The sequence below is a fragment of the Kitasatospora sp. NPDC098663 genome (assembly GCF_044760075.1).
Taxonomy (GTDB): domain Bacteria; phylum Actinomycetota; class Actinomycetes; order Streptomycetales; family Streptomycetaceae; genus Kitasatospora.
On record NZ_JBIWAP010000019.1, the window covers coordinates 94,227 to 110,867 of the forward strand.

Genomic DNA, 16,641 nt, shown 5'->3' on the forward strand with positions numbered 1-16,641 from the left:
GTGGGGCCGTCAGGTGCGGTGGGGCCGTCAGCCCGGGATGGGGGCCGTGCGCCGCTCGAAGACCTCGGGGCGGGCCGCCTCCAGGGCGGTGGCGACGGCGCCCAGCAGGACGGCGTCCTGGCCCAGCCGGCTCGGCTCCAGCCGGGGCCGCAGCGGGGAGCGCTCGTACAGGGCCTGCTCCAGCGGGCGCAACAGCAGGTCGGCGCCGCGCCCGATGCCACCGCCGAGGACGACCACGTCCGGGTCGAGCAGCGCGGCGACGACGGCGAGGACGTGGCCCAGGCGGTCCACCTCCTGCCGGACGGCCTCGACCGCGGCGGGCTCGCCGAGCCGGGCCCGGGTGAACACCTTCTCGGCGCTGAGCGGCCGTCGCATCCCGAGGCCGAGGGCGGTGCGCACCACGGCGTCGGCGGAGACGGTCTCCTCCACGGTGGTGCCGGTGCTGGTGCTGGTGGTGCCGGGGCCGGTGGCGGAGGCGCAGTCCGGCAGGCGCAGCAGTCCGAGTTCGCCGACCGCGCCGTGCGCCCCCGTCAGCAGTTCGCCGTCCTTGACCACACCCAGGCCGAGCCCGGTGCCGACCAGCAGGTAGACGAAGAGCCGGCTGCCCGCGCCCGCGCCGTAGGTGTACTCGCCGACGGCGGCGAGGTTGGCGTCGTTGGCGACGGTGACGGTGGTGCCCAGGCCGTCGGCTATTCGGTCGAACAGGCCGGGGCGGCCCCAGCCGGGCAGGCTGGCGGCGAGTCTGACGCTGCGTCTGCGCTCGTCCCAGACCCCGGGCGTGCCGGCCACGGTGTGGGCGACGGCGGTGCCGGGCAGGCCCGCCTCGGCGAGGGCCTCGCGGGCGGCCGCGACGACGGCGTCGGCGACGGCGTTGGCCGAGCGGCCGCGGTTGGGCAGGTCGCGGCGGGCGACGACGCATCCGGACAGGTCGGCGACGGCGACCCGCAGCCGGGCCCGGCCGATGTCGAGCCCGAGGACGTGCCCGGCCCCCGGGTCGGTCTCGTACAGGACGGCGGTGCGGCCGCGCTCGGGGGCGAACCTGCCGGCCTCACGGGCGAGTCCGGCGAGTTCGAGGGTGGCCAGCGCGGTGGAGACGGTCGGCTTGGACAGCCCGGTGTCGCGGGCGAGTTGGGCCCGGGAGAGCGGGCCGTGGCAGCGCAGCCGCTCCAGCAGGAGCCACTCGTTGTTGCTCCGGAGCCGCTGCCGGTTCCACGGCTGTTGTCCAGGCCCTGACAGTGGAGCGAGGGCGACGGGCTGCGGCGCCCCGTCCGTGGCCGTAGTCCGTCCTGCTGTGCTCATTCGGTCGATCGTAGGGCACCCGTCAGCCGACGAACGAGGACGGACGGTGAGAGGGCGGACGGTGGGCGGATGGGCGCGGTGGAAGCGCGGACCGCCGGTGGCGGCGGGGAGTCCCGGCTCCCTGCTGCCACCGGCGGTCGGATCGCCCGGCGCGGCCGCGCCGGGCCGGGGGCCGGTCCCACACGCCGGACCCCGGGCTCGACGGGTGCGGGTGGGTCAGTCGATGGTGTAGCCGGAGCCGAAGGCGGTGACGCCGAGCGGGCCGTCCAGGTTGTAGTTGCCGGTGGCGGCGATCCGGCGCAGGCATTCGACCCGGTCGACGGACTTCCTCCATTCCGCGGTGGTGGAGGAGTTGGCCGGGTTGGTGAGGTCGTCGACGCGGACGTCGAAGAAGGTGTTCAGCCAGGTGCTCTCGCCGGCGCCGGACGGCGGGCCGACCTTGGCGTTGGTGCGGCTGATGAGGGCGGGCAGGGCGTCGTACTCGCTGCCGTTGCCGTGCTGGATGGAGGCGTCGTACAGCTCGGCGCGGGCGAGGGCGGTGGTGAGGCCGAGCTGGTCGGCCTGGTTCATGGCGGGGGTGAAGTAGCGCTGGTCGACCTGGTCGTCCTGGACCTGCCGGAAGGCGGCGTCCTGGGCGGCCTGCTTCCAGGCGGCGACGTAGTCGCTCTCGGGCAGGCCGCTGGTGTCGCCGCTGCCGGCGGCGGCCAGGCGCTCCAGCTCGGGGATGAAGCGGGCGAGCGGGTTGTCGGGGGAGACGGCGGTGTAGGCGCGGACGACCTTGAGCGCGTCGCCGTCGTTGGTGGTGAAGCCGGCGCGGCCGGCGGTGACGCCGCGGCCGACGGCGGTCTATAAGGTAAGGAAAGTTTCCTAATAAAATTGCTCGGGTCTCGGAGGCGGCGCTCGGTCGTCGCCGAACGGGCCACCCCGGTGATACCGTCCGAGCGTCTGGCGACCGACTGCCCGGCCACCGCCGGGCCCGGCCCGCGAGCTCCCCGCACCACCGAACCGGGCGCCCCGCGCGCACGCGCACACCGCGTGCCCGCCGCGTGCGCACCGCCCGCGCCGTACGCGCGCGTACCGCACACGCCCCCGCGCCCGGCTGCTCCCACCGAAACCCCGACCAGCACGGAGCACCGACCCATGAGCCTCCCGAGCACCACCCCACCCACCGTCACCCCGATACGGCCGCCGCGCCTGGTGGCCACCGACCTCGACGGGACGATCGTGCGCGGCGACCGCACCGTCTCGGCCCGCACCGTCGCCGCCCTCGCCCGGGTCGAACGGGCCGGCGGGCTCGTCGTCCTGGTCACCGGCCGCCCGCCGCGCCTGATGGGCGAGATCGCGGCCGCCTTCGGCCACCGGGGCGTGGCGATCTGCTCCAACGGCGCCTTCGGCTACGACATGCGCACCCGTGCGGTGATCGCCGAGAACCCGATCCCGGTCGACGTGCTCGGCGAGAGCGCCCGGCGGCTGCGCGAGGCCGTGCCGGGCATCGGGCTGGCCGTCGAGTACGCCCAGGAGCTGGCCGGCGACGCGCACTACGAGGCGGGTGCCTGGGACGCCGACACCACCGTGCAACGCCTCGACGACGCACGGTTGTTCGGCCGCCCGGCACCCAAACTGATCGGGCGTCACCCGGAGCTGTCCGCGGACGAGCTGCTGGCGCTGGCCCGCCCGGTGCTCGGCGAGCTGGTGACGGTCTACCACGCGAACGGCGAGCGGCTGGTCGAGGCCGTCGCGAAGGGCGTCAGCAAGGCCGCCGCGCTCGGCGACCTGGCGCGGCGGCGCGGGATCGCCCGCGAGCAGGCCGTCGCGTTCGGCGACATGCCCAACGACCTGCCGATGATGGCCTGGGCGGGCACCTCGTACGGCGTCGCCAACGCCCACCCGGAGGTGCTGGCCGCGGTGGACCACGTCATCGGCAGCAATGACGAGGACGGGGTGGCCACCGTCCTGGAGGGCCTGTTCCCCGAGGGGTGAGCCGCGCGCGGAACGGGCGTTCCCGGCGGGCCCGTTCCCGGAACGGACGCTCCCGGATCCGTCGCCTGCCCGCCCGTGCCGTCAGGGCGCGCTGGTGTGGGTCAGGGTCTCCCAGCCGATGAAGTGGTCGGCCCCGAACGGGCTGTGCGCGGCCACGTACTGCTCGGTCTGCGGCATCGCCACGCCCTCGCGCAGGTGGTACTCGTTGTACGCGAGCTGGACGGCCGGGCCGAGGCCGGTCTTCGCCGAGCCGTCGCAGAGCCAGCCGGGCACCTTCGCGCCGTTGTCGTACGCGGTGTGGAACTCCAGGGCCTTGACCAGCCGTTCGCGCCCCTCGCCCCACAGGTCGAGGCCCTGGAGCCGGGCGGTCTCGGCGGTCTGGGCGGCGGCCTCCAGGCCCCAGCCGGTGTGCCCGAAGTCGCGGCAGGTCTCCTGCGACAGCCCGTCCACGAAGGTCGACTGGCCGGACCAGTACTTCACCAGCGCGGCCTTGCCCTGGATCCCGGCCTTGGGTGGCGGGACGGGCAGGGCGCCGTCGGAGGACAGGTAGACGTACGCGGGCAGGCGCTTGCGCCACATACCGGCGGCCTGGTCGAACAGGCCGCGGTCGTCGAGGAAGACCGCGATGCCCATCAGGGCGTCGGTCTCGATCAGCTCCCAGTTGCCGTTCTTGCGCGGGCTGCCGGGCGACAGCAGCGGCACGTAGACGGTGCGCAGCATGGTGGCGAAGCGGTCGATCGAGGCGGTCGGCCAGCCCGCCCCGGAGTGCCGGATCAACTCGGCGGCCCGGGACCAGTTGTTGCCCGACCAGCCGGTCTGCAGCGGGGCGTTGCTGTTGGTGTGCTCCTGGATCACGGCCGACCAGGCGTCCATGATCTCGATCGCCTTGTCGGCGTACCGCTGGTCGCGGGTGAGCACCCACTGGAGGGCATGGGCGTAGGCGGCCATCGCGTCGTCGCGCTCGTCCGAACAGCCGTTGTCGGGGTGGGAGCGGGACCCGCACTCGACGGTGGCGCGCGGCCGGGGTCGCCGGTCCAGTGAGGCGTACCTGCTCGACCGCAGGTCGGCGAAGGCGGACGTCCAGGGTTCGGCCCCGTCCGCCAGTTTGCCTTTGAGAAAGGCGAGTTGCTGGTCGCCGACCAGCACGCCGGGGTGCTGGAAGGCGGCCCGGGGGCCGTGCGCGGCGGGTGCGGCGGCCCCGGCCGGTGCGGAGGTGAGCGGGAGCAGGGCGGCGAGTGCCGCCGCGGCGATCAGTGTCCTGGTGCGGCTGCGGCCCATGGGGAGCTGGTCATCTCGCGGGGAGGTGGTCGAGCGCCGATCTCAGGTTAGGAAAGTTGCCTAACACGGGAAGTGAACCACCAACCCCCGCGCGCGCCAAGAGGACCGGCTCCGTTCACCGCCGCACCCGTGGGCGTGCGTTCCGCATTTATCGCCTGTTGATCGTCGGGGCGTAACGTCGGACCCATGAACGAGATGACGGCCGAGTGGCCGGGGGCGGCGCCCGAGGGGCGGATGACGGAGCAGGACACCGAGCGGTTCAGGGAGTTGCTGGCGCGGTTGGAGAACTCGCTGGCGGCGGATCGGACGGCTGACCGGGCGAGGCGCCGGGCGGCGGCCGGGTCCGATGCCTGACGGGCCGGAGCGGCACCCGGTGGTGGTGCTGCCGCTCTGGCGGCGCGGTGAGGCGTACGGGCCGGCGGACCGGCCCGGGGTGCCGCGGGGGCACTCCGGGCCGGTGGCGGTCGATCGGGTGGCGGTGTCGCGGATGCCGCCGCTGCCACCGGCGGCGCGGTGGAATCCGGACGGCTGACGGCAGGGCGTGTCAGCAGCTGCAGTCGCAGCAGTCGCAGCCATCACAGCAGTCGCAACCGTCGCACTCGCAGCAGTTGCAGGGGTCGCAGCAGTCGCCGCAGTCGCAGCCGTGTCGCTGGCACCAGCCCTCCCGGCGCTCCCGGCTGAACGGGTCGTCGTGCTCGCAGCAGAGCAGCTGGCAGGTGCAGGCCATCAGCGCCCACACCGCGCAGCCGGCCAGCAGGTTGCGCGGGCGCGGCGGCTTGGGGCCGATCGGGGTGAAGCCGGGGCCCTGGGGCACCCACGGCGGGAGCGGGGCCTGGTCGGGATCCTGACCGGGGGTCTGTCCGGGCGGCGCCTGGCGCGGCGGCGCGTCGTGCGGGTGCTCCCCGGCGGCGTGCGGGTGCCCGCCGGTCGCCGCGTGCGCGGACCCGTCGGCGACGGGACCGGCGTTCCGGGTCCGGCAGGTGGCTGCGTGGGCGGCCGGGCCGAAGACCCGCTCGACGGCCCGCTCGGTCTCGTGCGCGAGCAGCAGGTGCACCAGGGCCCGGTCGGTCAGCTCGACCTCGCGCAGCGCGAGCCGGATGCCGCGGACGGCGTCGCGGCACAGGCGTTCGGCTTCGGCACGGTCGGTGCCGGTGGCGGTCAGCGGGTTCCAGGCGCCGCCGGCGGCGTCGGCGGCCTGGTCCTCGGCGGCGTCGAGGAGGTGGGCGAGCCGGCCGAAGAGTCGGCCGGCCTCGGCGAGCGGGGCGGAGTTGCCGGGGCGCCCGGCGAGGACGGCGGTGTGCGCGAACGCGGCCGAGGTGGCGGTCTCGGTGGGCTCGGTGACCAGCAGGACGGAGCCGCCGGGCGGCAGTGACCGCTCCAACTCGCCCTGCCGGGAGGCGGCTTCGAGCAGCACGCCGGTGTCGAAGCCGACCGCCGAGGCGCTGCCGGCACTCTGCCGGTCCCACCGCCGGGTGACCGCGCGGGCCCCGACGGCGACCGGGCGGCGGCCGAACAGGCCGTCACGGTCCTCGACGTGGTCGCGGATCTTGACCGAGGCGAGGGCGAGCGAGACGGCGGCGGCGAGCCGGGCGCCCTCGCCCCGGGCGACGGAGGCGGTGCGCATGCCGCGCAGCGGGCAGGGGCCGGCGGTGCGCCGCCAGGAGGCGTCCTCGCGGGCGGCCTGGGCTTCGACCAGGACCGAGATGATCAGGCCGTCGTAGTTGGTGGCGGTGCGGGCGAGTTGGCCGTGGTCGTCGCGCAGCGCGAGGCAGAGCCCGCACAGGTGCGCCAGCCACGATGCCTGAAGCCGTTCGGACAGCCGGTGCTTGCACGGTCTGATGATGCCGAACATGATTCCCCCTCGCCGGTGGGCCGCTGACCAGCCCCGATTCGCCGGACATCATATGATCACCGCCCCCGTCGGGCCGAGGGGCCGGAGGAGCCGAGGGGCGGAGGAACCGGAGGAGCCGGAGGAACCGGAGGAGCCGGAGGAAAAGGAGAGGGCGCGAGGAGCGCAGGGGCGCGCCCCCGAACGCGGCACGCTGTCCCGGCCGAGTCCACGCCTCCCGTCCTTCTCCACGCCCCGACCGCAGCGCCCCGCGCCCCTGGGAGTGATCTCATATCCGGGATAGCATCGCGAATATGGGAATCGAGACGGCCGCCGACGAGCGGCTCGCCAACCGGCTCGCCGAATTGAGGCTGGAACGGGGCTGGACGCTGGAGGAACTGGCCCGGCTGGCCGACGTCAGCCGCTCCACGCTGTCGCGCGTCGAACGGGCCGAGGTCAGCCCGACCGCCGCGCTGCTCGGGCGGCTCTGCGCCGTCTACGGGCGGACCATGTCCCGGCTGCTCGCCGAGGTCGAGTCGGCGCCGGCCCGGCTGGTGCGGGCCGCAGACCAGCGGATCTGGCGGGACGAGACCACCGGCTTCGTCCGCCGTTCCGTCTCCCCGCCGCACGGCTCGCTGCGCGCCGAGATCGTCGAGGGCCGGCTGCCCGCCGGTGCCGACATCGCCTACGACCGCCCCTGCGTGGCGGACCTGGAACACCACCTGTGGGTGTTCCAGGGGGTGTTGGAGCTCACCGTCGACGGCGAGCGGCACCTGCTCGGCCCCGGCGACTGCCTGCGCTACGTCTCCGGGACCAGCCGCTTCCGCGCCCCCGGCCCGGACGACGCCCGGTACGCCCTGGTGGTGGTGGAACCGTGAGGCGCCCGAAGGCCCGGATAGCCGCCGGGCCCCGCGAGCGCTTCGACGCCGCCGGGCGCCGCGTCCTGCTGGTCTGCGTCGCCGGCGGCTTCACCACGCTGCTCGACCAGTCCGTCCTCAACACCTCCATCCCGGCCCTGCGCGAGAGCCTGCACGCCCAGCCCGCCCACCTCCAGTGGATCGTCGCCGGCTACTCGCTCGCCTTCGGCCTGGCGCTGATCCCCGGCGGGCGGCTGGGCGACGTCAGGGGCCGCAAGTGGTTCTTCGTCACCGGCCTCGCCCTGTTCACCCTGGTCAGCCTGGTCTCGGCGACCGCCACCGAGCCCGAGGTGCTGATCGCCGCCCGGCTGCTCCAGGGCGTGGGCGCCGGGCTCGTCAACTCGCAGATGATCGGCACCCTCCAGGACGTGTTCGACGGCCAACTGCGGGCCCGCGCCCTCGGCATGTACGCCGTCACGGGCGGGCTGGCCTTCGCGCTCGGCCCGCCGATCGGCGGCGCGGTCCTGGCGGCGGCCGGCCCCGAGCACGGCTGGCGGCTGACCTTCCTGCTCAACGTGCCGTTCGGCCTGGCCACCGTCGCGCTGGCGGTGCGTCACCTGCCCAGGCCGCGCCCGAGCGCCCGGCACGCCGACCTCGACCTGGTCGGCCTGCTGCTGGTCGCCGCGCTCACCCTCGCCCTGATGCTGCCGTTCGTCCAACCGCCCGGCTGGACCGGCTGGTTGGCCTTCGCGGCCGTCGCCGTACCGCTGCTCGGCGCCCTCGCCTGGTGGCAGCGCCGCTACGCCCGCTCCGGCGGCCACCCGCTGATCCACCCGGCACTCACCCGCTCCGCGCCGTACGCGCTCGGCACCGTGACCGCGATGGCCCAGTTCGGCTCCTCGCTCGCCGCCGGACTGGTGCTCACCATGTTCCTCCAGGACGGCCTCGGGCTCTCCCCGATGGGCGCCGCACTCGTCGCGCTGCCCTCGGCGGTGGCCATGGGCGTCGCCTCCGCGCTGGCCTGGCGGGTGGTGCAGCGGTTCGGGCGGCGCACCGTCACCGCGGGCATGACCGGCTCCGCCCTGGTCATGCTGGCGAGCGGACTGGTCGCGCACTGGGCGCCCGCGGCCGTCCTGCCCTGGCTGCTGGCGCTGCTGCAACTGTTCGGCGGCGCCTCGATCGGCGTGATGGGCGCCACCAACCAGGCGTACGTGCTGCGCCACGCGCCCGCCGAGGCGGCCGGGGTGAGCGGGGCCATCCTGCAGATGGCGCAGCGGATCGCGGCGGCGGTCGCGGTCTCGGCGTTGTCCGGCGTCTACCTGCGGCAGACCGCCGGGGGCGGCGACCACCGCTCCGCCTACCTGGCCACCAGCGTGGTGTGCGGGGCGGTCGCCGCCCTCGCCGTCCTGGCCTCGGTGTTCGCCGGCCGGCGGGCGGCCCGGGAGGCGCCCGGCGAGCCCGTCGCGGTGAGCCGTGGGCGAACAGCGGTCCGCTAGCGCAGTCCCGCACGTACGGTGGCGGGCATGACGGAGAACCGGATCGTGGACCTGCCCGAGGTGGCGCTCGCCTACCGCGAGAGCGGCCCGCCGGACGGCCCGGCGCTGGTGCTGCTGCACGCCCTCGGGGAGCGCGCCGCGGACTGGGACGTCGTCCTGCCCGGCCTCGCGCCCGGGCACCGCGTGTACGCGCTCGACCTGCGCGGCCACGGCGACAGCGGCCGCACCGCCCGGTACGGCCTGGAGGAGATGCGCGACGACGTGCTCGCCTTCCTCGACGCGCTCGGCCTGGCACGGGTCGACCTGGTCGGCCACTCGATGGGCGGCGTGGTCGGCTACCTGGTCGCCCAGGCCCGGCCGGAGCTGATCGGCCGGCTGGTCCTGGAGGACATCCCGGCACCGCACCCGCGCCCGGCCGGCGCGGTGCCGGACGCGCCGGACGAGCCGGTGCACTTCGACTGGGCCGTGGTGAAGGCCGTCAAGGCCCAGGTCGACACCCCCGACCCGGCCTGGCTGGCGGGGATGGCCGGGATCACCGCCCGCACCCTGCTGGTCGCGGGCGGCTCGGCGAGCCACGTCCCGCAGGAGCGGCTCGCCGAGCTCGCCCGGCTGATCCCGGACTGCCGGATGGTCACCATCGAGGCCGGGCACCTCGTGCACGGTGCCCGGCCCGCCGAGTTCGTCGCCGCGGTGGCGCCGTTCCTGGCCGCCTGACCCAGGCGCCCTGACCCAGGCGCCCTGACCCAGGCGCCCTGACCCAGGCGTCCTGACCCAGGCGTCCTGACGCGGACGCGCCGGTCAGACGCCGAACTCGGCCGGCAGGCGGCCGGCGCGCACCGCCGCGACCAGGTCGGCGTGGTCGGCCTCGGTCCGGTCCGCGTACGCGACGGCGAAGGCGGCGACCGCCTCGTCCAGCGCCTCGCTCCTGCCGCAGTAGCCGGCCAGCAGCCCGGGGTCGGCGGTGTGCGCGTGCGCCCGGGCCAGCAGGGCGCCGGTGATCCGGGCGTAGTCGTCCAGCTGGCCCGGCAGCAGCGCGGCCGGGTCGACGCTGCCCTTGCGGTTGCGGAACTGCCGGACCTGGTAGGGGAGTCCGTCCACCGTCGTCCAGCCCAGCAGGGTGTCGCTGACCACCTGCATGTGCCTCTGCCCGAGCACCACCCGGCGGCCCTCGTGGCCGTCCTGACCGGCGACCGGGTGGCCCGCGCGCTCCAGGTGCGGCAGCAGCACGGACGGGCGGGCCTCCTTCACCTGGAGCACCAGCGGCTGGTCCCGGTGGTCGGTGAGCAGCACCACGTACGAGCGGGTGCCGACGCTGCCGGTGCCCACCACCCGGAACGCCACGTCCTGCACCCGGTAGCGGGACAGCAGGGTGCGCACCTCGGCGGGCACCGTCGCCACGTACGGGCCGAGCGACTGCGCGACGGCCCGCGCGGTCGCGTCGGTCACCTCGGTGAGCACCGGCGGAGCGGCCGTGAACCGCCGACCGCCGTCCGCCGTAGGGGCGGTGCTGCGGGCGGCGAATCTGGCGCTGGTGTTGCCCAGTGCCTTCGCGCCGACCTTGCGCAGCACCTCGGACAGGTCGTGCGCCTCGGTGAAGGAGACCAACTGCTCGTCCGCGACGGCGTTCCAGGCGTCCAGCGCGGGCAGCTTGGCGAGCGTGCGCATCGTCCGGCGGTAGGAGCCGGCCGCGTGCTGGGCGGCCTCCCGGGCGGTGGTCTCGTCGGCCCCGGTCTCGCGGCCGGCCAGCACCAGGCTCGCGGCGAGCCGCTTGAGGTCCCACTCCCACGGGCCGGGCACGGTCTCGTCGAAGTCGTTGATGTCCATCACCAGTTGCCCGCGGGCGTCCCCGTACAGCCCGAAGTTGGCGGCGTGCGCGTCGCCGCACAGCTGGGCGCCCACCCCGGTGTCCGGGGTGCCCGCCAGGTCGGCGGCCATCAGTCCGGCCGAGCCGCGCAGGAACGCGAACGGCGTGGCGGCCATCCGCCCCACCCGGATCGGCACCAGGGCGGCGATCCGCCCCGCGTTGGACGCCTCGATCGCCTCGACGGCCGTGGGCCGCCCGGGCCCGGGCGAGAACTCCGCGTGCCGCTCCCGGGGGATCCGCCCGCGCAGCGCCTTCCCCCGCTCCCGCGCCCGCCCGCCCCGCCCCGACGCGAACCCGGCCACCGCGAACGCCCGCCGCCCCTGCGGCGCGGCCCCGTCCACGCCGGCCACGGCCCCGTCCGCCACCTCGGCCACCTCGGTCACCTGAGTCACCTGCGTCACCGCTCCCCACCCGTCCCTTCCGGCTCCCACCCGCCCGCGACCTGCGCGAACGGTTCTGCAGGGGGAGTGACGTCCGGCATCTGACGACGGTTCCTGAGCCCGCCGGACACGAGGCGGCGGCCGCCCGTATCCTCGGGGCACGGCCCGCCGTGGAAGGCCGGGCGCGGATCGGGCCGGGACCGGGGGGACAGCGGTGAGCGACGGGGGGAGAGCCCGGCGGGGCAGGCCCACGGTGAACGACGTGGCGGCGCTGGCGGGCGTGTCGATGGCTACGGTGTCGCGCGTGCTGGCGGGCGACTACCCGGTGGCCGGGGCCACCCGGGAGCGGGTGCTGCGCGCGGTGCGCGACCTCGACTACGTCGTCAACGCGCAGGCGCGGGCGCTGGCCGGCCGGCGGTCCCGGACGGTGGCGATCCTGCTGGGCAACCTCGCGGCGCCCTTCCACAACCGGGTCGCCCACGGCGTGGAGCGGCAGGCGGTGGACGAGGGCTGCCTCTGCCTGGTGGCGGCGACCGACGACGACCCCGACCGCGAACTGACGCTGGTCGAGGAGATGCGGGCGCGCGACGTGGAGGCCGTCGTGCTGGTGGGCGGGGTGGAGGACAGCCCGGGGTACCGCTCCCGGATCGCCCGGCTGGCGGGCATCCTGGACGCGGCCGGCTCCCGGCTGGTGCTCTGCGGCCGGCCGGCCCCGGGGGAGCAACTGCCGCTGACGGCCGTGCACTACGACAACGCGGGCGGCGCGCGGGCGGCCGTCGACCACCTGCTGGCGCTGGGCCACCGGCGGATCCTCTTCCTCGGCGGACCGGCCGCGACCACCACCACCCGGGAGCGCCTCGCCGGGTACGAGGCCGCGCTGGCGGCCCACGGCCTGCGCCGCCCGGCCGAACTGACGGTGGAGGGGTGCCACACCCGGGACGGGGCGCGGGCCTGGCTGCGCCGCCGCCTCGCCCAGGGGCCGCCGGACTTCTCGGCGGTCTTCGCGCACGACGACGACGTGGCCGCCGTCGTGCTGACGGTCCTGCGGGAGCACGGGATCGCCGTGCCCGAACAGGTCTCGGTGGTCGGCTTCAACGACCTGCCCGGGGCCGAGGACCTCAGGCCCGGCCTGACCACCGTGCGCATCCCGCACCTCGACCTCGGCCGCACGGCGCTGCGCCTCGCGCTGCACCGCCCCGGCCCCGAGCCGCAGCGGGCCGTCCTCGCCACCGAGCTGGTGCCGCGCGGGTCGACGGGGCCGGTGGGATAGCGGGCCCTTTGGCCACGGGCCCGTGCCGGAAGCGTTGTCCTCGCGATAGAAAGCGCTTACTCTCCCGTCAGACAAGGGAGTTCGCGAGGAAGGACGGCCCGATGGACAGCTCGTGGACGAAGACCGGTGACCCGGCGGCGATACCGCTCCTGAGCAGGCGCGCACTGCTCAGGACCAGCGCGGCCGCCACCGCCGCGGCGGCCGCGTGGTGGCTCGGAGGGCCCACCGAGGCCCGGGCCGCCGACAACTACGACGCGATGCGCGCGGCCTGGTCCGAGCAGCTGACCGGCACCGGGTACGACCCGGCCGCACCGCCGTTCGCCCGCGCGCTGACCGCGCTGGGCGACCAGGCGCGGAGCCACCAGGCCGCGTTGAGCCCGCAGGCCGGGTCGCTCTGGCCCGACCTGCCCGTCGGCTCGGCCTCCGCCGCCGTCACGTCGACGGTCGGCCGGCTGCGGCTCATGGCCCTGGCCCTCACCCGGCCGGCCACCGGCTCGACCGGCGATCCCGGCCTCGGCGCCGCCGTCGCGACGGGCCTGGACTGGGTGTTCCAGCGCGCCTACACCGCCACCACCACGTCGTACGGGAACTGGTGGGACTGGCAGATCGGCGCCCCCCAGGCCCTGCTGGACGTGTGCGTGCTGCTCGGCGACCTCCTGACGGCCGAACGGGCGGCCGCGTGCGGTGCGGCCGTGGACCACTTCGTCCCGTCCTCGGTGGTCGACAAGTACACCGGGACCAGCACCGGCGCCAACCGGGTGGACCTGTGCCGGGTGCTCGCGCTGCGCGGTGTCATCGGCCGCTCGGCGGCCCCGGTCGCCGCCGCTCAGCGGGGGCTGTCGCCGGTGTTCCGCTACGTGACCACCGGCGACGGGATCTACGCCGACGGCAGCTTCGTCCAGCACACCTGGGTGCCGTACACCGGCAGCTACGGCGAGGTGCTGCTCGGCAGCCTGAGCCGGCTGCTGCGCCTGCTCGCCGGTACGCCCTGGGCCGTCACGGACCCCGCGCTGCGGAACGTCTTCACCGCCGTCGACCGGGGGTTCCTGCCGTTCCTGTTCAACGGCCTGGTGATGGACGGGGTTTCGGGCCGCGCCGTCAGCCGGGGCGTGCAGGCCGGCGACGCGCGGCGGGCCCGCCTGGACGACCACGTGCGCGGCCACGCCCTGCTCGGGGACGTCCTGCGGCTGGCCGACTCCGGGTCGGTGCCGGCCGCCCAGGCGGCGGCCTGGCGCGCCGCCGTGAAGGGCTCCCTCCAGCGCGACCAGGTGCTCCCCTACCTGTCCAACGTCCTCGCCGACATCCCCGAACTCGCCCGCGCACAGGCCCTCCTGGCGGACTCCGGCACCCGGGCGGCGGACGAGGGCACGGGCAGCAGGGTGTTCACCATGGACCGGGCCGTCCACCGCCGGCCCGGCTGGAGCGCGCAGCTCAGCCTGTCCTCGTCCCGGACCGCCTTCTACGAGTGCGGGAACGGCGAGAACCTGCGGGCCTGGCACAGCGGCAGCGGAATGCTCTACTGGTACGGCGGCGAGCAGGGCGACGAGCAGTACAGCGACTCCTTCTGGCCCACCGCCGACCCCTACCGGCTGCCCGGCACCACCGTGTCGACGCGACCGCTGGCCGACGGCGCCGGCGGCGACTGGGGCCAGGCCCGCCCGGCGACCGCCTGGGCGGGCGGGGCGAGCGACGGCGACCGGTCGGTGGTCGGCCAGGACGTCCGGGGCCTCGGCTCCACCCTGGTCGGGCGCAAGTCCTGGTTCTGCCTGGACGATTCGATCGTCTGCCTCGGCGCGGGCATCGGCTGCACCGACGGCGTCGCCGTCCGCACGACCGTCGACCACCGCAACCTCGGGGCCCGCGAGGACCGGGAGTTCGTGCTGGACGGCGTCAGCCAGCCCGCCGACCCCGGCTGGAGCCGGCGGGCCGACGGCGTCCGCTGGGCGGCGCTGGCCGGGTCGGGCGCCTGGGTGTTCCCCGACGGCGCCACCCTCGACCTCGCCCGCGAACGGCGGACCGGGGCGTGGGCCGACATCAACCGGGGCGGGGCGCCCGACCCGATCACCCGGACCTACCTGTCGATCGGCCTCGACCACGGCACCGACCCCGTCGACGGGACGTACCACTACGTGCTGATGCCCGGGGCCGGCCCGGACCAGGCGGCGGCCCGCGCGGCCGCCCCGACGGCCACCGTGCTCGCCAACACGGCCGACGCCCAGGCGATCAGCGTGCCCGGACTCGGACTCACCCTCGCCAACTTCTTCGCCCCCGGCACCGTCGGCCCGCTGACCGTCTCCGCCCCCTGCTCCGTCCTGCTCCGGGAGAGCGGCGGCGACCTCTCCGTCACCGTCGCCGACCCCACCCGGAAGGCGGCCACCGTCCAGCTGACGCTGGCGCGGGACGGCTACCGGCTCGCGAGCGGCGGCGCCGGTATCACGGTGCTCTCGGACTCCGGGCCGCTGGTGCTGCGTTGTGCGGTGGCGGGCACCGGGGGAGCGAGCCTGTCGGCGGTGTTCCGGCGGGGCGCCGCCTGACGGGGTCGGCCGCCGAGGTCAGCGCACCGGGACGGGCCTCACTGGCCGACCCGCCCGTCGAGGCACTCGCGCAACAGGTCGGCGTGCCCGCAGTGGCGGGCGTACTCGTCGATCCTGTGCACCAGCAGCTCTCGCACCGCGATGCCGCTCTTCCCCAGCCGCACGCCCAGATCGGGGTGTGCGGCCAGGGCGGCGTCGGTGGCGGCCTGTTCGCGGGCCAGGTCGGCGAACGCCGCGTCGACCTCGGCCTGCTCGGCGACGGCTCCGTCGAAGTCCGCGTCCCGCCGGCCGTAGAGCTTCGGCAGCGGATCGCCGTCGCTGATCCAGCCGCGCCAGTCCCGTTCCACCTCGGCGAGGTGGCGGACCAGGCCGAGCAGCGACATCGTCGACGGCGGGACGGAGCGGCGGGCCAGCTGCTCCGGGTCCAGGCCCTCGCACTTCATCCGCAGGGTGTGCCGGTAGTTCGTCAGGAAGTCGTTCAGAGTCGGGAGTTCGCCGTCCGGGCTGACTCCCTCGCTGTTGCGGGGGTCGTCGTCCGGGTCGGCCCACATGTCGGGGTAGACGGTTGCCTGGGTCCATCGCTCGGGTTGGTCGCTCATACGGGCCATGCTCGTTCGTGAGGGCCCGAGCCGCCAGTGGGTTTCGCCGCGATGGCGGCGGCTCCTCAGGGCGTGGGCGTGGGCGCAGTCGTCGGTGTGGGAGCGGCGGCCGGAGGCGGGGGGCTGGGGAGGGCGCTCGCTCGGGCGGCGAGGTCGGTGACGACGCCGGTGCAGCTGTCGCCCTCCTTCTGGTGACCGCACACCTGCAAGGTGGTGTCGCCGGGGCTCGCGTCGACCATCACGGAGTAGTTGTCGTAGCCCCAGTGGATCAGGGCGGTCTCCTGCGAGCCGTGGTTGGTGGTGATGGTGGCGCTGTCCCCGGGGGAGCCGTCGGTGATCCCCGACCAGGCGGCCCGGCAGCGCGGGCTGTAGTGGACGTAGAGGACGACCTTGCCCACGTTGCCGGTCAGCAGGGTTCGCTGGTCGACGTCGCAGTGCATGTCCTGGGGGTCCTTGCCGGCGCAGCCGACGCCCTCGCAGAGCGGCGCTGACCCGGCGGTCGTCGTCGTCGCCGTCTTCGGCGGGAGCGTCGCCGCCGATGCCGTGCCGTTGCCGCCGTGCGGGCCGCGCAGGTACAGGGCCGCGAACAGGATGAGCACGGCGGCGACGGCGGCTCCCACGCCGGCCGCCGGCCGCCGCCACGGGGCGGGCCGCGGCGAGGCGGGGGCGGCGTCGGGCGCTTCGGCCGCCGGCTCGGGCACCTCGGCCGGCGGTGCGGGTGCGGCCTGGGGCTCGGGAGCTTCGACCGGCTCGGCCGCAGGCGCCGGCGCGGCCTCGCGGGAGGGCGCCTCGTCCGCGTCGCGCGCGGCCTCGGCCTTCCGCAGCAGGGAGGTGAGCAGTTCGGCGTCGCACTCGACCGTGGCGATCAGGCCGGTCAGGGCCTGCGGGGTGATCAGGCGCTTCCCGTTCAACCAGCGTTCCCAGGAGGCCTTGCTGAGGTAGGTCCTCTTCCCGAGTTCGGCCAGTGAGATCCGGTGCGCGTCCTTGACCGCACGCAGTTCCTCGGCCAGGCGCCGAGCGGGTTCCGAAAGATCGTCAGGGAGCGGCTTCCAGGACTGGCTCATCGCGGGTACCTCGGGCGGGTCGGCGGAGGATGCAAACTGATCCACTTTCGGATGATCAGTTTAGTCGACCGACTTCCCTCGGTCACCGCCCGCTTCCCCGAGCGCCGCGCCCTGCGGTGCACCCACCCGGGGCCCGCGTCCCGGACACCGTCTCACGATGCCTCCGCCCCGGCGTCCCAAGCCGCAGCTCCG

The 16,641-nt window shown here is 75.5% G+C and carries 13 protein-coding genes and 1 pseudogene; 7 read left to right on the top strand and 7 right to left on the bottom strand.

The features are described from left to right. Positions 1–27: 27 nt before the first annotated feature. The gene (locus ACIQVZ_RS21575; protein ID WP_402452110.1) at positions 28–1,299 is read right to left on the bottom strand and encodes an ROK family protein; all 1,272 of its coding nucleotides are present in this window, start codon (positions 1,297–1,299) and stop codon (positions 28–30) included. A 216-nt stretch (positions 1,300–1,515) separates the two neighbouring features. Then, a pseudogene (locus ACIQVZ_RS21580) lies at positions 1,516–2,124 on the bottom strand (chitosanase); the annotation flags it as partial. 315 nt (positions 2,125–2,439) lie between these two features. On the opposite strand from ACIQVZ_RS21580, the gene ACIQVZ_RS21585 reads away from it, so the two are divergent. Beyond that, positions 2,440–3,279, top strand: coding sequence for an HAD family hydrolase (locus ACIQVZ_RS21585; RefSeq protein ID WP_402452112.1), 840 nt, complete (start codon positions 2,440–2,442; stop codon positions 3,277–3,279). Positions 3,280–3,360: 81 nt separating this feature from the next. Here the strand turns inward: ACIQVZ_RS21585 and ACIQVZ_RS21590 are convergent, their stop codons facing one another. After that, positions 3,361–4,557 carry an alginate lyase family protein gene (locus ACIQVZ_RS21590; RefSeq protein ID WP_402452113.1) on the bottom strand — a complete coding sequence of 399 codons (1,197 nt, stop codon included), beginning with the start codon at positions 4,555–4,557 and terminating at the stop codon, positions 3,361–3,363. 186 nt (positions 4,558–4,743) lie between these two features. Between ACIQVZ_RS21590 and ACIQVZ_RS21595 the strand changes: the two genes are divergently transcribed. Then, positions 4,744–4,911, top strand: coding sequence for a hypothetical protein (locus ACIQVZ_RS21595; RefSeq protein ID WP_350879489.1), 168 nt, complete (start codon positions 4,744–4,746; stop codon positions 4,909–4,911). A gap of 190 nt (positions 4,912–5,101) precedes the next feature. Here the strand turns inward: ACIQVZ_RS21595 and ACIQVZ_RS21600 are convergent, their stop codons facing one another. Beyond that, positions 5,102–6,409, bottom strand: a complete 1,308-nt coding sequence (locus tag ACIQVZ_RS21600; protein ID WP_402452116.1) for a DUF5685 family protein — start codon at positions 6,407–6,409, stop codon at positions 5,102–5,104. 290 nt (positions 6,410–6,699) lie between these two features. On the opposite strand from ACIQVZ_RS21600, the gene ACIQVZ_RS21605 reads away from it, so the two are divergent. Genes ACIQVZ_RS21605 through ACIQVZ_RS21615 form a run of 3 tightly spaced genes read left to right on the top strand, consistent with a single transcriptional unit; the run spans position 6,700 to position 9,452 of the window. Continuing rightward, positions 6,700–7,263, top strand: a complete 564-nt coding sequence (locus ACIQVZ_RS21605; protein ID WP_350879486.1) for an XRE family transcriptional regulator — start codon at positions 6,700–6,702, stop codon at positions 7,261–7,263. Then, positions 7,260–8,738 (top strand): MFS transporter, encoded by a 1,479-nt coding sequence (locus tag ACIQVZ_RS21610; RefSeq protein WP_402452119.1) that lies wholly within the window; start codon positions 7,260–7,262, stop codon positions 8,736–8,738. Before ACIQVZ_RS21605 ends, ACIQVZ_RS21610 begins: the two co-directional genes overlap by 4 nt. A gap of 27 nt (positions 8,739–8,765) precedes the next feature. Continuing rightward, positions 8,766–9,452, top strand: coding sequence for an alpha/beta fold hydrolase (locus ACIQVZ_RS21615; protein ID WP_402452121.1), 687 nt, complete (start codon positions 8,766–8,768; stop codon positions 9,450–9,452). A gap of 84 nt (positions 9,453–9,536) precedes the next feature. Here ACIQVZ_RS21615 and ACIQVZ_RS21620 read toward each other — a convergent pair whose 3' ends face one another. After that, positions 9,537–10,994 (bottom strand): DUF2252 domain-containing protein, encoded by a 1,458-nt coding sequence (locus tag ACIQVZ_RS21620; RefSeq protein WP_402452122.1) that lies wholly within the window; start codon positions 10,992–10,994, stop codon positions 9,537–9,539. A 241-nt stretch (positions 10,995–11,235) separates the two neighbouring features. Here ACIQVZ_RS21620 and ACIQVZ_RS21625 point away from each other — a divergent pair, with 241 nt between their 5' ends. Then, complete coding sequence (locus tag ACIQVZ_RS21625; protein ID WP_402452125.1) at positions 11,236–12,252, top strand: LacI family DNA-binding transcriptional regulator; 1,017 nt, start codon at positions 11,236–11,238, stop codon at positions 12,250–12,252. Between the two features lie 101 nt (positions 12,253–12,353). Continuing rightward, positions 12,354–14,786 (top strand): polysaccharide lyase 8 family protein, encoded by a 2,433-nt coding sequence (locus ACIQVZ_RS21630; protein ID WP_402452128.1) that lies wholly within the window; start codon positions 12,354–12,356, stop codon positions 14,784–14,786. A gap of 38 nt (positions 14,787–14,824) precedes the next feature. On the opposite strand, the gene ACIQVZ_RS21635 is transcribed toward ACIQVZ_RS21630, so the two are convergent. Then, positions 14,825–15,394: a DinB family protein gene (locus ACIQVZ_RS21635; protein ID WP_350879475.1), complete on the bottom strand. Its 570-nt coding sequence runs from the start codon at positions 15,392–15,394 to the stop codon at positions 14,825–14,827. A 56-nt stretch (positions 15,395–15,450) separates the two neighbouring features. After that, positions 15,451–16,494, bottom strand: a complete 1,044-nt coding sequence (locus ACIQVZ_RS21640; RefSeq protein ID WP_402452130.1) for a DUF2690 domain-containing protein — start codon at positions 16,492–16,494, stop codon at positions 15,451–15,453. Positions 16,495–16,641 lie beyond the last annotated feature (147 nt).

What these genes read in the sequence shown, in the direction of transcription:
- ACIQVZ_RS21575 (WP_402452110.1), bottom strand. Translation starts at nt 1,299, where the DNA reads ATGAGCACAGCAGGACGGACTACGGCCACGGACGGGGCGCCGCAGCCC.
- ACIQVZ_RS21585 (WP_402452112.1), top strand. Translation starts at nt 2,440, where the DNA reads ATGAGCCTCCCGAGCACCACCCCACCCACCGTCACCCCGATACGGCCG.
- ACIQVZ_RS21590 (WP_402452113.1), bottom strand. Translation starts at nt 4,557, where the DNA reads ATGGGCCGCAGCCGCACCAGGACACTGATCGCCGCGGCGGCACTCGCC.
- ACIQVZ_RS21595 (WP_350879489.1), top strand. Translation starts at nt 4,744, where the DNA reads ATGAACGAGATGACGGCCGAGTGGCCGGGGGCGGCGCCCGAGGGGCGG.
- ACIQVZ_RS21600 (WP_402452116.1), bottom strand. Translation starts at nt 6,409, where the DNA reads ATGTTCGGCATCATCAGACCGTGCAAGCACCGGCTGTCCGAACGGCTT.
- ACIQVZ_RS21605 (WP_350879486.1), top strand. Translation starts at nt 6,700, where the DNA reads ATGGGAATCGAGACGGCCGCCGACGAGCGGCTCGCCAACCGGCTCGCC.
- ACIQVZ_RS21615 (WP_402452121.1), top strand. Translation starts at nt 8,766, where the DNA reads ATGACGGAGAACCGGATCGTGGACCTGCCCGAGGTGGCGCTCGCCTAC.
- ACIQVZ_RS21630 (WP_402452128.1), top strand. Translation starts at nt 12,354, where the DNA reads ATGGACAGCTCGTGGACGAAGACCGGTGACCCGGCGGCGATACCGCTC.
- ACIQVZ_RS21635 (WP_350879475.1), bottom strand. Translation starts at nt 15,394, where the DNA reads ATGGCCCGTATGAGCGACCAACCCGAGCGATGGACCCAGGCAACCGTC.